The organism is Paenibacillus lignilyticus, from assembly GCF_017942085.1.
Classification (GTDB): Bacteria; Bacillota; Bacilli; order Paenibacillales; family Paenibacillaceae; genus Paenibacillus_Z; species Paenibacillus_Z lignilyticus.
In genome coordinates this window covers 1,147,910-1,164,759 of sequence record NZ_JAGKSP010000001.1, presented here as the reverse complement: position 1 = coordinate 1,164,759, position 16,850 = coordinate 1,147,910, and the positions used below count along the sequence as shown (strand labels likewise).

Annotated in this window: 15 protein-coding genes; 10 read left to right on the top strand and 5 right to left on the bottom strand. The window is 51.1% G+C overall.

Annotated elements, in window-relative coordinates:
- Positions 1-1,002: a zinc dependent phospholipase C family protein gene (locus I8J30_RS04930; protein ID WP_210655885.1), complete on the bottom strand. Its 1,002-nt coding sequence runs from the start codon at positions 1,000-1,002 to the stop codon at positions 1-3.
- Positions 1,003-1,155: 153 nt separating this feature from the next.
- On the opposite strand from I8J30_RS04930, the gene I8J30_RS04925 reads away from it, so the two are divergent.
- The 3 genes from I8J30_RS04925 to I8J30_RS04915 all read left to right on the top strand — a co-directional run bounded on the left by I8J30_RS04925 (position 1,156) and on the right by I8J30_RS04915 (position 4,000).
- Positions 1,156-1,617 carry a chemotaxis protein CheX gene (locus tag I8J30_RS04925; protein ID WP_091213101.1) on the top strand — a complete coding sequence of 154 codons (462 nt, stop codon included), beginning with the start codon at positions 1,156-1,158 and terminating at the stop codon, positions 1,615-1,617.
- 109 nt (positions 1,618-1,726) lie between these two features.
- Complete coding sequence (locus I8J30_RS04920) at positions 1,727-2,500, top strand: SDR family NAD(P)-dependent oxidoreductase (RefSeq protein ID WP_210655882.1); 774 nt, start codon at positions 1,727-1,729, stop codon at positions 2,498-2,500.
- A gap of 27 nt (positions 2,501-2,527) precedes the next feature.
- Positions 2,528-4,000 (top strand): DEAD/DEAH box helicase, encoded by a 1,473-nt coding sequence (locus I8J30_RS04915; protein WP_240547779.1) that lies wholly within the window; start codon positions 2,528-2,530, stop codon positions 3,998-4,000.
- Between the two features lie 79 nt (positions 4,001-4,079).
- Here the strand turns inward: I8J30_RS04915 and desA are convergent, their stop codons facing one another.
- Together desA and I8J30_RS04905 are read right to left on the bottom strand one after the other, a co-directional pair.
- Complete coding sequence (gene desA, locus I8J30_RS04910) at positions 4,080-5,078, bottom strand: Delta(5) desaturase DesA (protein WP_210655879.1); 999 nt, start codon at positions 5,076-5,078, stop codon at positions 4,080-4,082.
- Between the two features lie 519 nt (positions 5,079-5,597).
- Positions 5,598-6,449, bottom strand: a complete 852-nt coding sequence (locus I8J30_RS04905; protein WP_210655876.1) for a helix-turn-helix domain-containing protein — start codon at positions 6,447-6,449, stop codon at positions 5,598-5,600.
- 129 nt (positions 6,450-6,578) lie between these two features.
- Between I8J30_RS04905 and I8J30_RS04900 the strand changes: the two genes are divergently transcribed.
- The 6 genes from I8J30_RS04900 to glgD all read left to right on the top strand — a co-directional run bounded on the left by I8J30_RS04900 (position 6,579) and on the right by glgD (position 13,748).
- A complete protein-coding gene (locus I8J30_RS04900; protein WP_210655874.1) occupies positions 6,579-7,418 on the top strand; it encodes a phytanoyl-CoA dioxygenase family protein in 840 nt (279 codons plus the stop codon).
- A 152-nt stretch (positions 7,419-7,570) separates the two neighbouring features.
- Positions 7,571-8,779 (top strand): S-layer homology domain-containing protein, encoded by a 1,209-nt coding sequence (locus I8J30_RS04895; protein WP_210655872.1) that lies wholly within the window; start codon positions 7,571-7,573, stop codon positions 8,777-8,779.
- 116 nt (positions 8,780-8,895) lie between these two features.
- Entirely contained in the window at positions 8,896-9,672 is a 777-nt protein-coding gene (locus I8J30_RS04890) for an ABC transporter ATP-binding protein (RefSeq protein ID WP_210656105.1), read from the top strand.
- Complete coding sequence (locus I8J30_RS04885; protein ID WP_210655870.1) at positions 9,656-10,894, top strand: ABC transporter permease; 1,239 nt, start codon at positions 9,656-9,658, stop codon at positions 10,892-10,894. The genes I8J30_RS04890 and I8J30_RS04885 overlap by 17 nt, the downstream gene beginning before the upstream one ends.
- Positions 10,895-11,538: 644 nt before the next feature.
- The gene (locus I8J30_RS04880) at positions 11,539-12,702 is read left to right on the top strand and encodes a glucose-1-phosphate adenylyltransferase (protein ID WP_276316070.1); all 1,164 of its coding nucleotides are present in this window, start codon (positions 11,539-11,541) and stop codon (positions 12,700-12,702) included.
- Positions 12,678-13,748, top strand: coding sequence for a glucose-1-phosphate adenylyltransferase subunit GlgD (gene glgD / locus I8J30_RS04875; RefSeq protein ID WP_210655866.1), 1,071 nt, complete (start codon positions 12,678-12,680; stop codon positions 13,746-13,748). The genes I8J30_RS04880 and glgD overlap by 25 nt, the downstream gene beginning before the upstream one ends.
- A 108-nt stretch (positions 13,749-13,856) precedes the next feature.
- On the opposite strand, the gene I8J30_RS04870 is transcribed toward glgD, so the two are convergent.
- Complete coding sequence (locus I8J30_RS04870; RefSeq protein WP_210655864.1) at positions 13,857-15,161, bottom strand: aminotransferase class I/II-fold pyridoxal phosphate-dependent enzyme; 1,305 nt, start codon at positions 15,159-15,161, stop codon at positions 13,857-13,859.
- 226 nt (positions 15,162-15,387) lie between these two features.
- Between I8J30_RS04870 and I8J30_RS04865 the strand changes: the two genes are divergently transcribed.
- Positions 15,388-16,173: a helix-turn-helix domain-containing protein gene (locus tag I8J30_RS04865; protein WP_210655862.1), complete on the top strand. Its 786-nt coding sequence runs from the start codon at positions 15,388-15,390 to the stop codon at positions 16,171-16,173.
- Between the two features lie 20 nt (positions 16,174-16,193).
- Here I8J30_RS04865 and I8J30_RS04860 read toward each other — a convergent pair whose 3' ends face one another.
- Positions 16,194-16,832: a pyridoxamine 5'-phosphate oxidase family protein gene (locus I8J30_RS04860; protein WP_210655860.1), complete on the bottom strand. Its 639-nt coding sequence runs from the start codon at positions 16,830-16,832 to the stop codon at positions 16,194-16,196.
- Positions 16,833-16,850 lie beyond the last annotated feature (18 nt).

Here is a 16,850-nt window from a genome sequence, read left to right as displayed (position 1 = left end):
TCAAATCGTCGACCAGATCGGATCTTCGAATTGAATGGATGCCCCGCAGTCGCAAGAAAGCCCTGTTTCGTAGGAGCGGTTGCCGATCAATTGCGCGACCGCTTCGCGAAGCTGATGTTTGGAGGGGGAAGGAATTTCACTGCTGCCAAGAATCGGCTGCAGCGGGTCTTTCTCCCGAAGCCATACCAGGATGGCACTTATGACCGTTGTCGCTTCTGCCATCGCGATATCCCACAATTCCCACACGCTTTCAGTATGCAGCGTTTGCCCATCGACCGGGTCGAGCCATGGCGCATGGGACTCGTTTAATATATCCAGCTGAAGCGGATCGCGTTTATAGACGAACGGTTCGATTTTGCCAAACGTAAGCAGACGTCTGATCCCGGTAGGATCATAGAATAAGCGCTGCGCCGCAATCATGTCGCGCATCGCACCTGTCCAGTGCTCTCGGCGAATCAGCGGAGCGTGATTCGGATAATGGACAGCGGCAATCTGCTCGAACGCATCTATAACGGAAGCGGGCAGCTCCCCTCTATTGTTAATTTCGCGCCATACCTCTGTCTTCCACGTCTCCGTTCCAAGCAGCTTGCGAACAATGAGCGTATCCATAATGACTTCAAAGCGTTGATGATCCCATTTGCGAGAGCCGGAGCGGCTGAAAACATAAGGATGCATGACACGGTCCAATAAATGATGCAGCACAAAACCCAGCGTATAGACGAGCGCATCGTCTCTCGCCGCATCTGCATCTGATGTACTATCCAGCGCATCCAATAAGTCCAGAAGAACGGGGCCGCAGTGAAATTGATGCATTTCGCTCCCGAGCTGACTCATCGTTTTTCCTTTCTGCCAAGGCAGGAAGCGATGATAGAATAGAAAATCCGGGCCCTGACAGCCCATATTAAACATATATTTTCGGTGCGGCGAAGCAATCAGATGCTGTTCGCCGAGCACTTGCAGGCATTGCTGCCCGAATAGAAAATGAGTCCATACATTCGGCACGGTTATCCTCCCAAAGACTCTTGTTCGACGCATTTCTACAAATCTTTAAACTATTGCTCTAATTGAGTAGTATACTTGACCTAACAATTCTTGTATAATCATTGATAAAGACGAATGCCATCGAATCAAGTCGAAAAGGGGCGCTACCTCACGATGAAGGCTGAATATATTAATCCCTTCTTAGAGTCCGCTAAAATTGTCATCGAACAAGTCATCCAAATTCGGCCGTCCACGGGTCAACTCGGTGTGAAAGAAGTTAAATTCACTCAAGATTACATTTGGATACAAATTGGTATAAACGGTCAAATGAACGGTGATATTGTATTTGGATTAAGTGAAGAAGTAGCATTGAAAATGGTGTCGGCTATGATGGGCGGATATATCATTTCGGAAATGGATGAGATGGGCAAGAGCGCAATATCGGAGCTTGGCAACATGATTAGCGGTAATGCCAGCACGATGCTCTTCAATCAAGGCGTTCGCGTTGATATTACCCCTCCGAAGCTGGTACTTTCATCACAGGCGGCTGATTTTAAGGCTGCGAAAGCGTTAACCATTCCGCTGATTATGGATGGGATCGGAGAGCTGGACATCCAAGTACTAATTGCATCGTAACACGATTCGAGCTCCCAGTGGAGCTTTTTTTCGTGTTTAGGGCCATAAGTAGCGGTCCTATTTTGCCTATTTGTACCTGTTGCAGTAAACTGAAAGTCAGGTGATCACGATGTTGCGTGGGAAAATTGTACTTATAACCGGTGCCGCGAGCGGGATTGGCGCGGAAACGGCAAAATTGCTGGCGGCAGCCGGGGCTATTCCGATCCTTACCGGACGCAGGCTCGATAAGCTCCGGGAGGTTGCGGATGCTATCGGAGGCACGAATGGCTGCTATAAGATGGACGTAACCGACAATGATGAGGTTGAGCGCGCGGTGCAGCTCATCGCGAAGGACTTTGGCCGGATCGATATCTTGCTGAACAACGCGGGTTATGGGGTATTTGAGCTGTTCGCGGATGCTCCGATCGAGCGATTCCAAGAGATGATGGATACGAACTATATGGGCATCATCCGGTGTACCAAAGCCGTGCTGCCTATTATGCAAAAGCAAGGCGGAGGCCATATTATTAATGTGGCTTCTATGGCTGGGAAGCTTAGCACATCCAAGTCTTCGGGTTACGCGGCAACCAAACATGCCGTTCTTGGATTGACCAATGCGATGCGATCGGAATTTGCTTCGATGAATATTTATGTATCGGCGATTAATCCGGGGCCAATTGATACCCCTTTTCTACATATAGCAGACCCGCAAGGTCACTATGCGAGCAAAGTACAAGGTTTTATGCTGAAGCCGGCGCGTGTGGCGGAAGTGATCGTGCAAGTGATGAAAAGGAGAAAGCCGGAAGTGGATTTGCCGAGGTCGGCATCCATCGGCATTCGGATTTACGGATTATTTCCGCGATTGGCAGACAGGCTCGCAGGGCGCTGGCTGAATCGGAAATAGGTAGGAAGCAAGCAGATGAGGAGTTTGATGAACGTGACATGGGAAACATTGCAGCTGCGTCCGCAGCTGGTAGAAACATTGCTTTCGAATCAAATTGAGAAACCGACCCCGGTACAATCGGCAACGATTCCCGTTCTGTTGGCAGGGCATGATGTATCTGCCAAATCGCAGACGGGAACAGGGAAGACGCTGGCGTACATGCTTCCGGCGCTCCAGCGTGTGGATGTGGCCAAGCAGGATGTGCAGGTTATGGTGATCGCACCGACGCAGGAGCTGGCGATGCAGATCTTCCGGGTAGCCGAAATTTACGGAGAAGCGATCGGCGTGAAGACGCAGCAGCTCATTGGAGGCGCCTCGATGCAGCGTCAGGTCGAGAAGCTACGGCAGCATCCGCATGTTGTCGTTGGCACGCCGGGACGTATCCATGAAATCGTGAAGTCCGGCAAGCTAAAGCTGCACCATATCCGGCTCGTCATTATCGATGAAGCGGATCAAGTGTTTAATCTGGGTTCGACCGTCGAGGTGGAAACGCTGCTGCGAGGCATGGTGCGCGATCGTCAGATTGCGTTCTTCTCCGCGACAAGGCCGCAGGCGATGGTTGAAGTGGAAGCGCGCTGGATGCAGGACCCGCAGCGCGTGGATGTGACGGCAGATCAGAATGCCGGCAAGCAAGTGAAGCATTATTTTGTCGTATGTGAACGCCGCGATAAAGCCGATACCGCGAGGAAGCTCATTCGGATGCTGAAGCCGGCCTCAGCGCTGCTGTTCATCAATGAGACCGATGAAATTGCCAATTATGAAGCAAAGCTGAGCTATGAAGGGTTTAGCGTGGAGACGCTGTACGGCGATGCCGATAAACAGAAGCGCGCTTCCACGCTGGCTCGATTCCGCGAGGGCCGTCTGCAATTGCTGGTGGCCACGGATGTTGCGGCTCGCGGACTCGATATCGCGGATTTGCCGATGGTCGTGCACCTAGATCCGGCATTGGATGCGGATCATTATGTCCATCGCTCCGGCCGTACCGGCCGGATGGGCAAGCCGGGCACGGTTATCTCCATAGTGACGCGCAACCAGCTGTTCATTATGGATAAATTCCGCAAGCAGCTGGGTATTGAGCTGCAGGAGAAAACGATGTCTCACGGGAAGCTGTGGAATCCCGGTGAGGAACAGGCCGGCCGCGGAGCAGGTTTCGGCGGCGAGGCGCGAGGCGCGCGAGCGGGAGCTGGCGAAGGCGCGGGGAAAGCCGGCGTTGGCGCAGCTCGCCCGGCTCCGGCGGCCGATTCGCGGCCGGCTGCGGCGGGCGTTCGCGGCAGCGCGGAGGCAAGCGGCTCCGGCGGCGAGAGAATCGGCGCTTCGGCGGGCCGACCGCAAGCAGCTGCGAAGCCGGCATCGAAGCAGCCGGTGAAGCCGACGAAGTCGAAGCGCGACCAAGAGCGCGAGCGTAAGAACAAAGGCGCGCCGAAGTGGCTGAAAGCGAAGCGCGACGGCGAGCAGCAATAGGTTGAAGGAAGGCCGTCTCTTCAGTAGGATTGCGCTACTGTTGAGACGGCCTTTTTTTGTGTGCGCAAGGGGAATCGGATTAGCTGGACAAACGCTGCAGATCGCGGAAGCTTACAAACGATTTGCTGTTTTCGTCCCACAAGTGGAATCGAAGCGACTTCAAACTTGATCCAATCGTAATCGTTGTCGCCTTTTGCAAGGGAGGAGAGGCTTGATGGGCTTTCTCCAGGTAATAGTTCGGCACTTTCGGACTTAGATGGTGAACGTGATGGAACCCGATGTTGCCCGTCATCCATTGTAACAGCTTCGGCAGTTTGTAATAGGAGCTTCCTTCGACAGCAGCTTGGACAAAGTTCCACTCCACGTCGTTTTCGAAATAAGAATGCTCGAATTGATGTTGAACATAGAACAGCCATACGCCGAGCAAGCCGGATACGAGAAATACGGGACCTTGAATCATGACGAATGCTTGCCACCCAACCGCCCACGTCAGTAACGCGTATAGAGCAATTACGGAAGCATTAGTCAAATACGTGTTCATGCGTTCCTTGCGTTTAGCGCCTTTGCGGTTGAATCTGTATGTAAAGAGGAAAACGAAGATCGGCCCGATAACGAACGTTACGAAGGGATGCCTGTAAGCGCGGTAGGCCAGTTTTGTTCGCAGCGGAGCGGCGTTATATTCGTTTACAGTGAGTACCCACATATCGCCGGTTCCTCGCTTATCCAAGTTTCCGCTCGTGGCATGATGAATGGAGTGGCTTTGCTTCCATTGATGGTAAGGAAACAAGGTCATCACGCCTAAGACGGTGCCGAGAATATCGTTGGCTTTTCGGTTTTTAAAGAAAGATTGATGGCAGCAATCGTGAAAAATAATGAACGTTCGGACTAGAAATCCGGCAGCGACAAATGTCAGCGGAAGAGCGATCCAGTAGGATATAGAAAGGCTCACATAGGCTGCGTACCAAAGGAGAAGAAGCGGACCAATAGTATTGGCAAGCTGAATAAAGCTCGATTTAGCATGAGGTTTCTCGTATGGCGCGATCGATTGTTTCAATTGTGAGATTTTGACGTTGTTCATTATTTGCTGCCTCCTAGGTTGCGGTGAGCGGTGGTAAAGCGTTCCTGGCCCTAATCTTATTACGTAACGATTCTCGGGGAATCCGCCGCAGGTCCATTATTCACCACGACCCGGGGCGGGGACGATGTTTAGTAAGGGTTGTCACATGTATGGGAGTTAGAAGTGTGGTCGGCTGTGTGTAGGGTGACGAAGGTAAGGCGTGACTGTGAAATGAGGCGGTTGATGTGAGGGAGGGGGAATTTGGCCACAGCAATAGTGTCGGGGGGAGCTGGGGAAAAGGAATGCTGCATAACATGCAGCATTTGGTCCGAAAACGGGAGTTGAAGCGGATTATGTTGCGCAATATGCAACATTCGATTGTGTTAGGAGCTTTAAACGGTTAGTTTGGCCGATAATGTTGCCATTCGTGCAACATTATCGTGTAGGGTACCATTTAACATTGGAGAATGTTGCATATATTGCAGGATATTGAGAACACGAGGCAATATTGGCCATGGTGAGTCCGCGGCGGAGGCCGGACTAATCCAATGATGTATTCCGTCGCTGCATCGCCCGGTATTCTTGCGGCGAGACGCCTTCCTTGCCTTTGAACGTGCGGCTGAAATGCGCGCCGTCGTAGAATCCCGCGGCGTGCGCGATGGCCGTGATCGGCATCGAAGTCGTTTCGAGCAGCCGCTTGGCTTGCTCGAGGCGGATCGCATTCATATAGATGCCGATCGTGACGCCGGTCTCTTGCTTGAACAGCTGATTGAGGTAGCGCTCGTTCAGCGAGTATCGCGCTGCAATTTCGCTTAGCAGCAGGCGTTCGCCTGTATTCCCGACTCGTTCATGCAAGTCATTCATGACCGCATGAATGAGTTTGCGATGCGCGCTCTGCGAGGTTTGGGCCGCACCGTGATAAATCCGCACGAGCAGATGCAGGAAATGCTGCTTCACAAGGACCGAATCCTGCCGTCCTAAGTTCAGATCGGCCATGATCGCCTGATAATCCTGCTGCAATCCTTGAATCGCCATCGGCCGAGTGTCCAGCTTGAGTTTGGCGAACGACTCGCGGAAAGCCGTATTGATCTCCGCTTTGTCCGAGTAGAAACCGATATAATAAAGCCGAAACTGCCCGCCTGTGCAGGAGCTGTTCCGAAGCGTGTCTTGTACGGCAAGCAGGTCGCTTTGCTTCAATTGAACGGGCTGGCCGTCTTGAATGACAAGCTGGCTCCCGCCGGTCAAGTAATTGAGCTCGAACCATCGGCCGGGGCCATCCCAGCCTAAGTTCTCCCAGAACCCGCAGGAATGGATGCGAATATGGCTCCAGTTCTGATCGACCAGCTTGATCAGCGCCTCCACACCGATGCGAGGCTGATTGTCGGCATGCATGCTACCCCCTCCAATTCATCTTACAATTATACAAATGGAGAAGTAGACATACAATACATAACGAGTTTCCGACTGTATATTCTAGGTATGGATATACAAATTGATGAAGTAAAGGGGACGGCGATAGCAATGAAACCAATCACTGCGGAGCAAGCGAAGCTGGATCAACAATTTTATGAGGAAAACGGCTACTGGATCAGTCCGGTTGTCTTTGATGCGGAAGAGGTAGAAGCGCTGCGCAAAGCGCATGATCGCATTTGGAATCAAGATTTCGACGGTGACGCATTCCCGCTTACGGAATGGTTCCCGAGTGACAATCCGACCCGTCTGCGCAAGATCGACAATGCTTGGTGGATCAACGACGAGGTATACAAAACGGTAACCGCTCGTAAACTCGGCAAATTGGCGGCAAACTTGATGAATACGGACGAAGTCCGCGTCTGGTATGACCAAGCGATCTACAAGCCGGGTACGGGAAAAGGCCAAGAAACATCCGTGGGTAATGTAGGCTGGCATCAGGATTATGTGTACTGGCAATGCACCAATACGACAAACCTGGTAACGGCGTGGATTGCGCTGCAGGATACGGATCTCACCAACGGCTGCATGCAAGTTATCCCGGGTTCTCACAAATGGGGACTGCTGAATTCCGACGGCTTCTTCAACACGGAACTGGAAGCAGTGAAGAAACAAATGGAAGTCGATGAGAAGCCATGGCGCGAAGAGCCGCTTATTCTGAAAGCCGGCCAAGTCAGCTTCCACCATTCGTATACGATCCACGGATCGAGACAAAATTATTCCAACGATCCGCGCCTTAGCATCGTTGCCCATTATATCCCGCAAGGCACGGCGTATAAGAAAATCCAGAACGTCGATAACATTCGTCTGCTCGGCCCGCGTCCGAAGGAAGGCGACCTGTACGACAATCAATATTTCCCATTGGCTTACTCGGCTTCCGAAGAAAAATAAGACTGATTTTTCCGCGTCAAACCTCGGTTTTTGACGAACGGACGAACTTTATTTTGACCATGACCCCCTTAAATGTCGTGCCACTCCCCGAACGATATGAGCGAAAGTAAAAAAGCGGCACGGACCGCATTCGCGAGGAGAGTGGCAGCACCATGAAAAAAGCCATTTTGAAAAAGGCGGCAATTACATCAGTGGCGTTACTAACCCTGGCAGGTGGCGCAGGCAGCGCTTTTGCTAACGGTAACGACAAAGGACATGACGATAAAGGCAATCATCAAAGCAGCAACGGAAATAAGAAGAACGATAAACACGGCATTAACCTTCAGTTCAAGGATGAGAAAGAGCTGAAATGGGCGCTTGAGTACATTATCCGTCTGGCATCCAAAGGCGTGTTCAACGGCTATGATGACGGCACGTTCAAGCCTCAGCAGAAGATTACGCGCATCGAATCCATCGTAGCGGCTGTTCGTTTGATGGGCTTGAAAGAGCAAGCGGAATCGCAAGCTGAGATGAGCACGAAGCTGAACTTCAAAGACGCAGACTTGCTGGCCAAAAAATACCCATGGGCTGTTGGATACGTGGCTGTAGCGCTTGAGAAAGACTTGTTCAGCGAGACAGACGATTCGATTCAACCGGACAAGCCGGCAACTCGTTTGTTCGCGGCAACATTGCTTGTGAAAGCATTGGGCCTGGAAGCAGAAGCGAAAGCGAAAGTAAACTCTGAGCTTAACTTCCGCGACGAGAATAAAATTCCTGCAGGTTCCGTTGGTTATGTTCAAGTAGCCATCGAGAAAGGTCTTATCACTGGTTACGAGGATAACACTTTCCGTCCAAACCAACCGGTAACACGCGCAGAGCTTGCTGCCCTGCTTGACCGTACGGATGATCAGCTTCCGGATCAAGACGCACAAGCCATCACAGGTAAGCTGAAAGCGGATCCTGCAAGCAATGCAATCGTAGTTGTGAAACCAAACAACACCGAAGTGGCACTTGCGCTTGACCCGAACGTCTTCATTTTCCGTAATAACGTGAAGGTTGCGGTATCGGCACTGAAAGCCGGCGACGAAGTTCTTGTTCGTACGTACCAAAACAAAGTCGTGTTCATCGAAGTGACGAAGCTGGCTTCCGAGCAGCCTGCCGTTACAACTCAAGTTGGCTTGTTCAACTCCTATTCCTTGAATGCGCAAGGTAAAATCGCAACGATTTCGATCACGCGCACAGAGAACGGCACTACACAAGCGTATGTGTTTAACACGTCTCCTGACGTAGCGATCGTTGGCAACGCAGCATTGCTGGTAGCCGGTCATGCGGTTGAACTGACCGTCCTTAATAACCTCGTTTATTCCATCAAAGTACTATAATATTCGAGCACTTAGAGGGCCCCATGTCCTGCATTGCTGCAGGCATGGGGCCTTTTTGCTTGCGATTTTTCATTTCGCCGAAAATTTGGTAGTATCAGGGTGAGAATGTAGAGGTGATTGCGATGAAGCCAGTCTTAGAGGTAAAAGGGTTAACAGGCGGATACAGCCCCCGCCGGCCGGTGCTGCACGACTTGTCTTTTGAAGTTGGAGCGGGTGAAATGGTTGGACTTATCGGACTGAACGGTGCGGGCAAAAGTACGGCCATCAAGCATATTCTCGGGCTAATGCAGCCGCATAGCGGGGAGATTCGCATTAGCGGACATACGCTGGCTGAGAATTCGGAAGCGTATCGCAGCTCGCTGGCCTATGTGCCGGAATCGCCGCTGCTCTTCGATGAGCTGACGGTTGAGGAGCATTTGGCATTGACGGGCATGGCCTACAATGTGGACGAAACCTTATATAGGCAGCGGACGGAGAGTTTGCTCGATGAGTTCTATATGACGCCGAAGCGAAGCGCTTTCGCGGCCCACTTGTCCAAAGGAATGCGGCAAAAGGTCATGATCATGAATGCGCTGCTTGCCAGGCCCACGCTGTATGTCATTGATGAGCCGTTCCTAGGCCTCGATCCGCTCGGCATTCGTTCCCTGCTGGATAAACTGGTCGAGGTAACGAAAGAGGGCTCCTCCGTGTTTATGAGCTCCCATATCTTATCGACGGTAGAATCGTATTGCAGCCGGTTTATCGTGCTGCATCAAGGCGCTGTTGTTGCGCAAGGCACGCTGCAGGATGTGTGCGAAGCAGCCGGGATGCCGCGTGAGAGCAGAGCCGGTTCGCTGGAAGAAGCCTTCTACCGGCTCGTGGCAGGTGGAGGGTCTAATGGAGCGATCGGTTGATTCCTTATGGCGTACGCGTTCAAGTACATTCTGGCGAGGAGCACTGCCTTATTTTCGCTATATTGTTCAGAGCGGACTGCCGGGTGTAACGATCATGCTGCTGCTGGCCGGTTTAGCCGGATACGGGATGCTGCTGCGGAATATGCCGGCCACCTTCCCGATCACGCTTGTTGGCGCAGCCGTGCTGACGCCGTTCATTTGCTGGAGTCCGCTGCGGACATGGCTGCGCGAGGCAGATGTGGTATTTCTGGTGCCGCGTGAAGCGCAGCTGCCGTCTTATCTGCGACGGTCCTTTCGTTATAATGGCATGGGCATCCTGGCTGCGGTTCTGTTGATCTGCGGCATCTATATACCGCTTTACATTGCGGCGCATGGTCAGACAAGCAGCATAGTAATCGTAGCTGCGGCGCTGCTGTTAAAGCTGCTGCACATGGGGGCAGCTTGGCGCGAGCGCCAGCTTGTCCATGCAGGAAGCAGGCGCAGCATTCGGCTTCTCCGCTGGTCCGCAACTGCGGTAGGCGTCGCGGCGCTGCTGCATACCGAGATATGGAAGACGGCGATTTATCTCGCTGTTGTTTGTTTCCTCTTCGGGCTGCTTTACCTGCGTATGCCGCGTTATCCGATTCCGTGGCTGCTGCTTATTGAAGAAGAGAAACGCACGCGGCGCAGGTATGATGTTTTCTTCGGGGCATTCACGGATGTACCCACTGAATCGGCTGCGGTCAAGTCGCGTCCTTATGCATCGTGGATTGCCGGGCGGATACGGTACCGGAGGGAAAATGCATTTGTCTATCTGTATTCCTATACACTGATACGTACCGAACTTGGCGGCATATTGCTGCGTTTAACGGGACTCGGTGTGTTTACGGGGATGTTATCTGCCTATTCCGGCCTGTGGTCAGGCTGGGGGTCGGCCGGTGTCTGTGTTCTGTTCGTCTGGCTGAGCGGCGTTCAATTGAGCGCGCTCACGCAGGCGCACCGGCATTCGGTCTGGCGGCATGTCTATCCGCTGCCGGAGCAGACTCGCCATGATGCGGTTGTGCGCGTCGATCGTCTGGCTGCGCTTCTGTGCGCCATTATTATCTGGCTTCCGCAGATACTGCTGCTGCCCGGGTTCACGGTACAGGCGGTAACCGCACTTGTGTTGTCGCTGCTCTATGTACTGGCGCTGAGGCCGGGTAGAGTGAAGCGCAAGCTCGTGTTTGATCCGGATGAAGATTAGTTCAACATAAGAAGCAATTTTGGTCCATTATCAATAGGACTAAGGTTGCTTCTTTTTCTATGAAAATTTACGACAAATCGTCCGGAAAGCGTCGTTAAAAGGAGAGCGGTATTAGTGGCAACGCTTCATCCGGACATTCAAGCGAAATTGCAGTGCGATCATGCAAATTCTTTTCGACAACGTACATGCTTGAAGGGATTTTCGGGAAAATGACAGTTTTATGGTAGAAGAAAAAGAAACAACAATTTTTATGGACGTTCTGTGAAAAAATGGACAGAAAAGAATAAATAATGCATTCGTACATAAATTATTTTATCCATTGAAAGAATGGGGCTATTGCGGTTCGACATTTCTTCGAAGCGGCACTGTCGAATCGTAGGGCACGAATGTGCTGGAAGTAGGATTCAAACTTTATGGCTGGAAGGTATACTGAATAACGAATTGAGAGCAATTCTCGAACCTATCAAATGACCAATTAGTCCTAGTTTAATAATTTAAAGCTGGATTTTAATGCAATTTTTCATTTTCAAATATATGGAAAATTGTATATGTAAATAAGGATATATTTTATTGTTGACTCTGAACCCTGTGGCGGCATTATCGGTGGTACGTAAGCTTGATTAGAGAAGGAGAAGATGTTGTTGATGAGCAAAAAAAGAATGGTGGCTATGCTTCTTGCTGGAGGCGAAGGAAAGCGATTAGGCGTACTTACACAGGAATTGGCGAAGCCTGCAGTTCATTTCGGAGGGAAGTATAGAATCATTGACTTCACGTTAAGCAACTGTGTGCATTCAGGCATTGACACAGTTGGTGTGCTGACGCAGTATCAGCCCCTTGTATTGAATGGTTATTTGGGCAACGGCAGCCCTTGGGGGCTTGACAGACGCGATGGCGGCATGTCTATTCTTCCTCCTTATATGAAACAAAAAGGCGGTAAATGGTATAAAGGCACGGCGAATGCAATCTATCAAAATATCGGATTTATCGAACAGTATGAGCCTGAATTTGTGCTCGTCATCTCAGGCGATCATATCTATAAAATGGATTACAATCGGATGCTGGAGCAGCATGAGAAGCGTGGAGCTGATGTTACCATCGCTTGTCTTCGGGTAGATCTGAAAGAGGCGAGTCGTTTCGGCATTATGCATGTCGACGATTCAGGGGCGATTACTTCGTTCGTTGAGAAGCCGAAAGTACCTACGAGCAATCTTGCTTCAATGGGCGTTTATATATTCTCGTGGCAGGCACTGAAGCAATATTTGATTCGCGATGAAGCGAATGAACTTTCGGGTAATGATTTTGGTAAAGACGTTATTCCGGCCATGCTCGATGACGGAATGAAGATGGACGCCTATACGTTTGACGGGTATTGGAAGGATGTCGGCACGCTTGAGAGCTTATGGGAAGCGAATATGGATCTGTTAGCGAAGACGCCTTCACTTAATTTGAACGATTATCAGTGGCCGATTTATTCGGTACAGCCGAATCGTCCGGCACAGTTCATGGCAGCTGGGGCGAAAATATCGAATTCGCTGGTTACGGAAGGCTGCATTGTGGAAGGGACCGTAGTTGGTTCCGTGCTCTTCTGTGACGTTCATGTTGGGCCGGACAGCCGAATCCACAATTCGGTCATTATGCCGGGCGTGCGAATTGGCAAGGGCGCCAGCATCTATAAGGCGATCGTGGCAGAGGGAACGATTATCCCTGATGGTGCTTCGATCGGAAGCCCGGAATTCAGTGAGGTAACGGTTGTGAATCAATCTATATCGGAGGTAGAGCAGCTGTGCAAGCAAATATTCTCGGCATAATCAATCTCATCCATGAACCGGATGAAATGGGGTCTCTTACGGCGAGTCGTTGCTTAGCGTCTGTTCCTTTCGGCGGCCAATATCGGCTGATCGATTTTGCACTATCGAGTATGGCCAACTCCGGCATTACGAAGGTCGGCATATTCGCCCATACGAAATATCGCGACTTGATGGATCATCTCGGCTCGGGTCAACACTGGGATCTTCAGCAGCGGGATAGCGGGTTATCCATTATTCCGCCGTTCATTATGGAGCATGCCCATGAAACGAAACGCGGCGACCTGTACCATTTTTATCAAAACCGGGATTACTTTATGCATCATTCATGCGAATATGTTGTGATTACACGCGGTTATATGATTTGCAACGTGGATTTTAAGCCGGCACTCGCTGAGCATCAGGCGAGCGGGGCGGATATTACAATCATTTGCAAACAGATGAGTGACCTGCTGGGCGGCAAAGCAAGGAAGGTCAAAACGGATACAAGCGGCCGCATCACCGCGATCGAGAAGATGGCGGACGAAGCGGACAATGATTTGATCTCTATGGAGATGTATATCATGCGCAAGGAGCTGCTGCTTGATTTGGTCGATACCTCGCTGGCGCAAGGGCAAGATCATCTCGTGGAGCATGCCATCATGGGCGGAGTCGATGAACTGCATATTCAAAGCTATGTGCATGAAGGCTGTTTAGGCGTGGTTAATACGCTGGCCAGTTATTATGAGAACAGCATGCAGCTGCTGCGTCCCGGTATTCGAAAAGGACTGTTTGCTCAGCGGGGGAACATCCTCACGAAGCTGAATGACGAGCCGCCTGCGAGGTATGTTGAAGGCTCAAGGGCAAGCAATTCGATTATTGCGAATGGCTGTATCATTGAGGGCACTGTGATCAACAGCATTTTGTTTGAAGGGGTTCACGTGCGTAAAGGTGCGGTCATCCGCGACAGTATTGTGATGAGCAACAGTGTTATCGAGGATGAAGGATTCGTGGATCATGTGATCCTGGATAAAGAAGTCCGTATGACGTCAGCGAAGCGGTATGCCTAAGAGGGCTGGCTGGCGCTGGAATGAAATAAAGGCAGTGAGGAAAAGGTCGTTATCATGACCTTCTCTCACTGCCTTTTCTGTTTATCGTAATCGAATAGGAGCTTCTATTTATTTGCTGGCAACCGCGACATCTTGTACGGCTTTGTAAATGGTATCGAACAGCTCCTCGAGATTCTCCTCTTCAATACAAGAGAAGGCTACACGAAGGTCGGTTTCGCCAAGTGCGATTGTGCCGATTTCGTAAGCGTCGAGCAGACGAGTGCGGACGGTTTCGGCTTCTGCGTTGTTCAGCTTGAGGCACATGAAGTAACCGGAGTTGAACGGATAGTAGGACCAGACATCGCCATAGCGGCCGCTGTCGAGCAGCTCCTTCACGCGGTTGGCACGACCTTTCATAATCGCGTACTTCTCTTCCTTCTGCGGTTCGAAGTCCTTCGATTGCAGCGCGTGAAGCACGAAGGTCTGGGAAGGATGCGGGCCGCTGGAAATCGTTGCACGGATAATGCCGAGTGTCTTCTGCTCAAGCGCAGCAAGCAAGGCATCGGATGCACCTGCATACGTAATGAAACCTACGCGGAAGCCCCATACGTATTCTTCCTTCGTCGCACCGTCGACTTTGATCGGCAGCACGCGAGGGTGCAGATCGGACAATTGACCAAACAGCGATTCGTGCATGGAGCCTTCGAAGAACAGACCGAAGTAAGCATCGTCGGTTACGACTACAACGTTGATGCCGGCTTCAGCCGCATCGCGGATGGCAGCTACGATTTCAATGCCTTCCTGCGCACCCGGCGTGTAGCCCGTCGGGTTATTCGGGAAGTTAAGCACCACGATTGCTTTGCCTTTGCTCTTCTGAGCAAGCAGTGCTTCGCGAAGTCCATCGCTGTTGAAGAGGTTCTCATCGTTGTAGAGCGGATATTGGACGATTTCGGCACCCCGGCGAATACCGAAGGTCAGCTCGTAATTTTCCCAGTTCTTGTTCGGAATAATAACGGCGTCTCCCGCATCTGCGAACAGATCCGCTACAATGCTGAGGCCATGCGTCAAGGCGTTCGTTACAACAGGATTGCCGTAATTTTTATTAGCAAGCGAAGGGTTCTCCTTCAGCATTTTGCTGCGCCATGCGGCACGCAGCTCCGGCTTACCGGCCGGCGGTGCATATTCATAGAGATCCTTCGGATTATAAGCGGAGAGCGTGTCTTGAATGACCTTCAAATGCATAGGCTGGCCGTTCTCAATGGCAATACCGATTGTTGCATTGTACTTCTTCGCCTTCGCTTTTGCTTCGGCAGATTGGCTCAAAATGCCTTCCTTCGGGAAATAAATAGCTTTACCGAGTGTTGACAACATGGCGAATACATGACCATTCTCTCGCTCAATCGTCGCGTTCAATTGCTGGGCAAGTGGGTTCATCGACTTCATTCATCCTTCCGGCGTTTCATTCTCGTTTGGTTTCCATTGGAAACCGTTTAGGAGATATTATATCACTGTTTGGGAGTGGAAGGCCATGTTGCAATCACATTTTTGCAACAATTATTTCATGAGGGACGTCCATCCTGCAGGGTGTCCATATTGGCAAAGGAATCGCAGTATTGTATGATGACAACGATATTGTTTTTTGCAAACGGAGGAAGCTGAGATGCTGCACTGTGCGCCGACATCTTTTCAATTAAAACCCGCGTTAGCCAAAATCGTCTGCGAGCCGGGCTGGAAGTGGCAAAAGCGCGAAAAACCGCTGGCGAATTACGATCTTTTCTATGTATGGAGCGGGAGCGGAGAAGTGAAATTAAACGGCGTCCCCTTCTCAGTCAGTAAAGGGAGCTGCTTTCTGTTTAAGCCGGGGGATTATACGAGTGCGACTCATAACCCGCAGAAGCCGCTTGTGCTGACATATATTCATTTTGACGTTTCAGAGAATGTCGGTATCGTGCCGCAATCTTATCGGATGCTTAAGGAAACGGTAGATTTCGAGCATCTGCTGTCCCGTTATGTACGTCTGTTTCTTGTGAAAACCTTCGCTGCGGAGGAAGAGGCGCAGTTGATCTTAAAGCAGCTTATGATCTACTTGCTGCGCGAGGATCTGGAAGGTCCCGTGGAGCGGAAAGTCAGCAACCAATTGACGGAAGCCATTCATGAGGTGGCCAACTATATTCGGCAAAACCCCGGGATCGCGCATCGGGTGGAGGATTTGGCACAGCGTGCGCAGCTGTCGCCGAGATATTTTTCGATTAAGTTTAAGGAACTGATCGGCTCGTCGGTGCAGAATTATATGATTCGCACGCGCATCGATCGGGCGCAGCATTTGCTCATGCATGCCGGCATGAATGTGACGGAAGTCGCCGATGCGCTCGGGTATCGCGATATCTTCTTCTTCAGCAGGCAGTTCAAGCAGTATACAGGGAAGAGCCCATCGGAAATCCGATAGGCTCTTTTCTTATTGGCGATTTAGTCGCCCGTAGCTTGCCGTGCATGAGGGCAGTAGCGATTCATCATGGCAATCGTCTCCGCATCCATCGGCAGGTCGCGTTTCGCCAGTTGGTCTGTAATGGTTGTTTTCTCGGCTGCCTTCAGATTCTGCCCGAATTTGAACTTACCCGTCATCCGGTCAGCATCAATGCGTACGACGGCTACACCTTTCAGGCGAGGGCTGTAGTCGGGGTCGCTTGCATCGATGGTTTTGTATCCGCCTTCCGGCTGCAGCTTGCGCATTAGCGCTTCAAGAGCCGCTGCCTTCTCGATGGGATCATCGACAACGGCGGCACAGCCATCCACGCGAACCGATTTGAAAAAAGCCGTTGCCGGACAAGCCATCAACGGATCGGTGAAATACGAAGGAATGATGGCATATTCTTTGGCGACCATGAAGCTGACGCGTTCGTTGGCCTTTAATTGTGTCATCTTCTCCCCGGCTCTGCTTCCGTGAAAATAAATGCTTCCATTCACAAAGACGAAATTCAGCGGAGTCATGCTTGGCTCGCCGCTTGCCGTCACGGTCCCCAGAAATCCGAAACTCATCTCGTTTAGAAAGCTTTCGATTTCCTCGTTATTCTCTTCTTCGTTCATCGCAAATTCTTTCCTGCGCATCGTGAATCCCCCTCCATA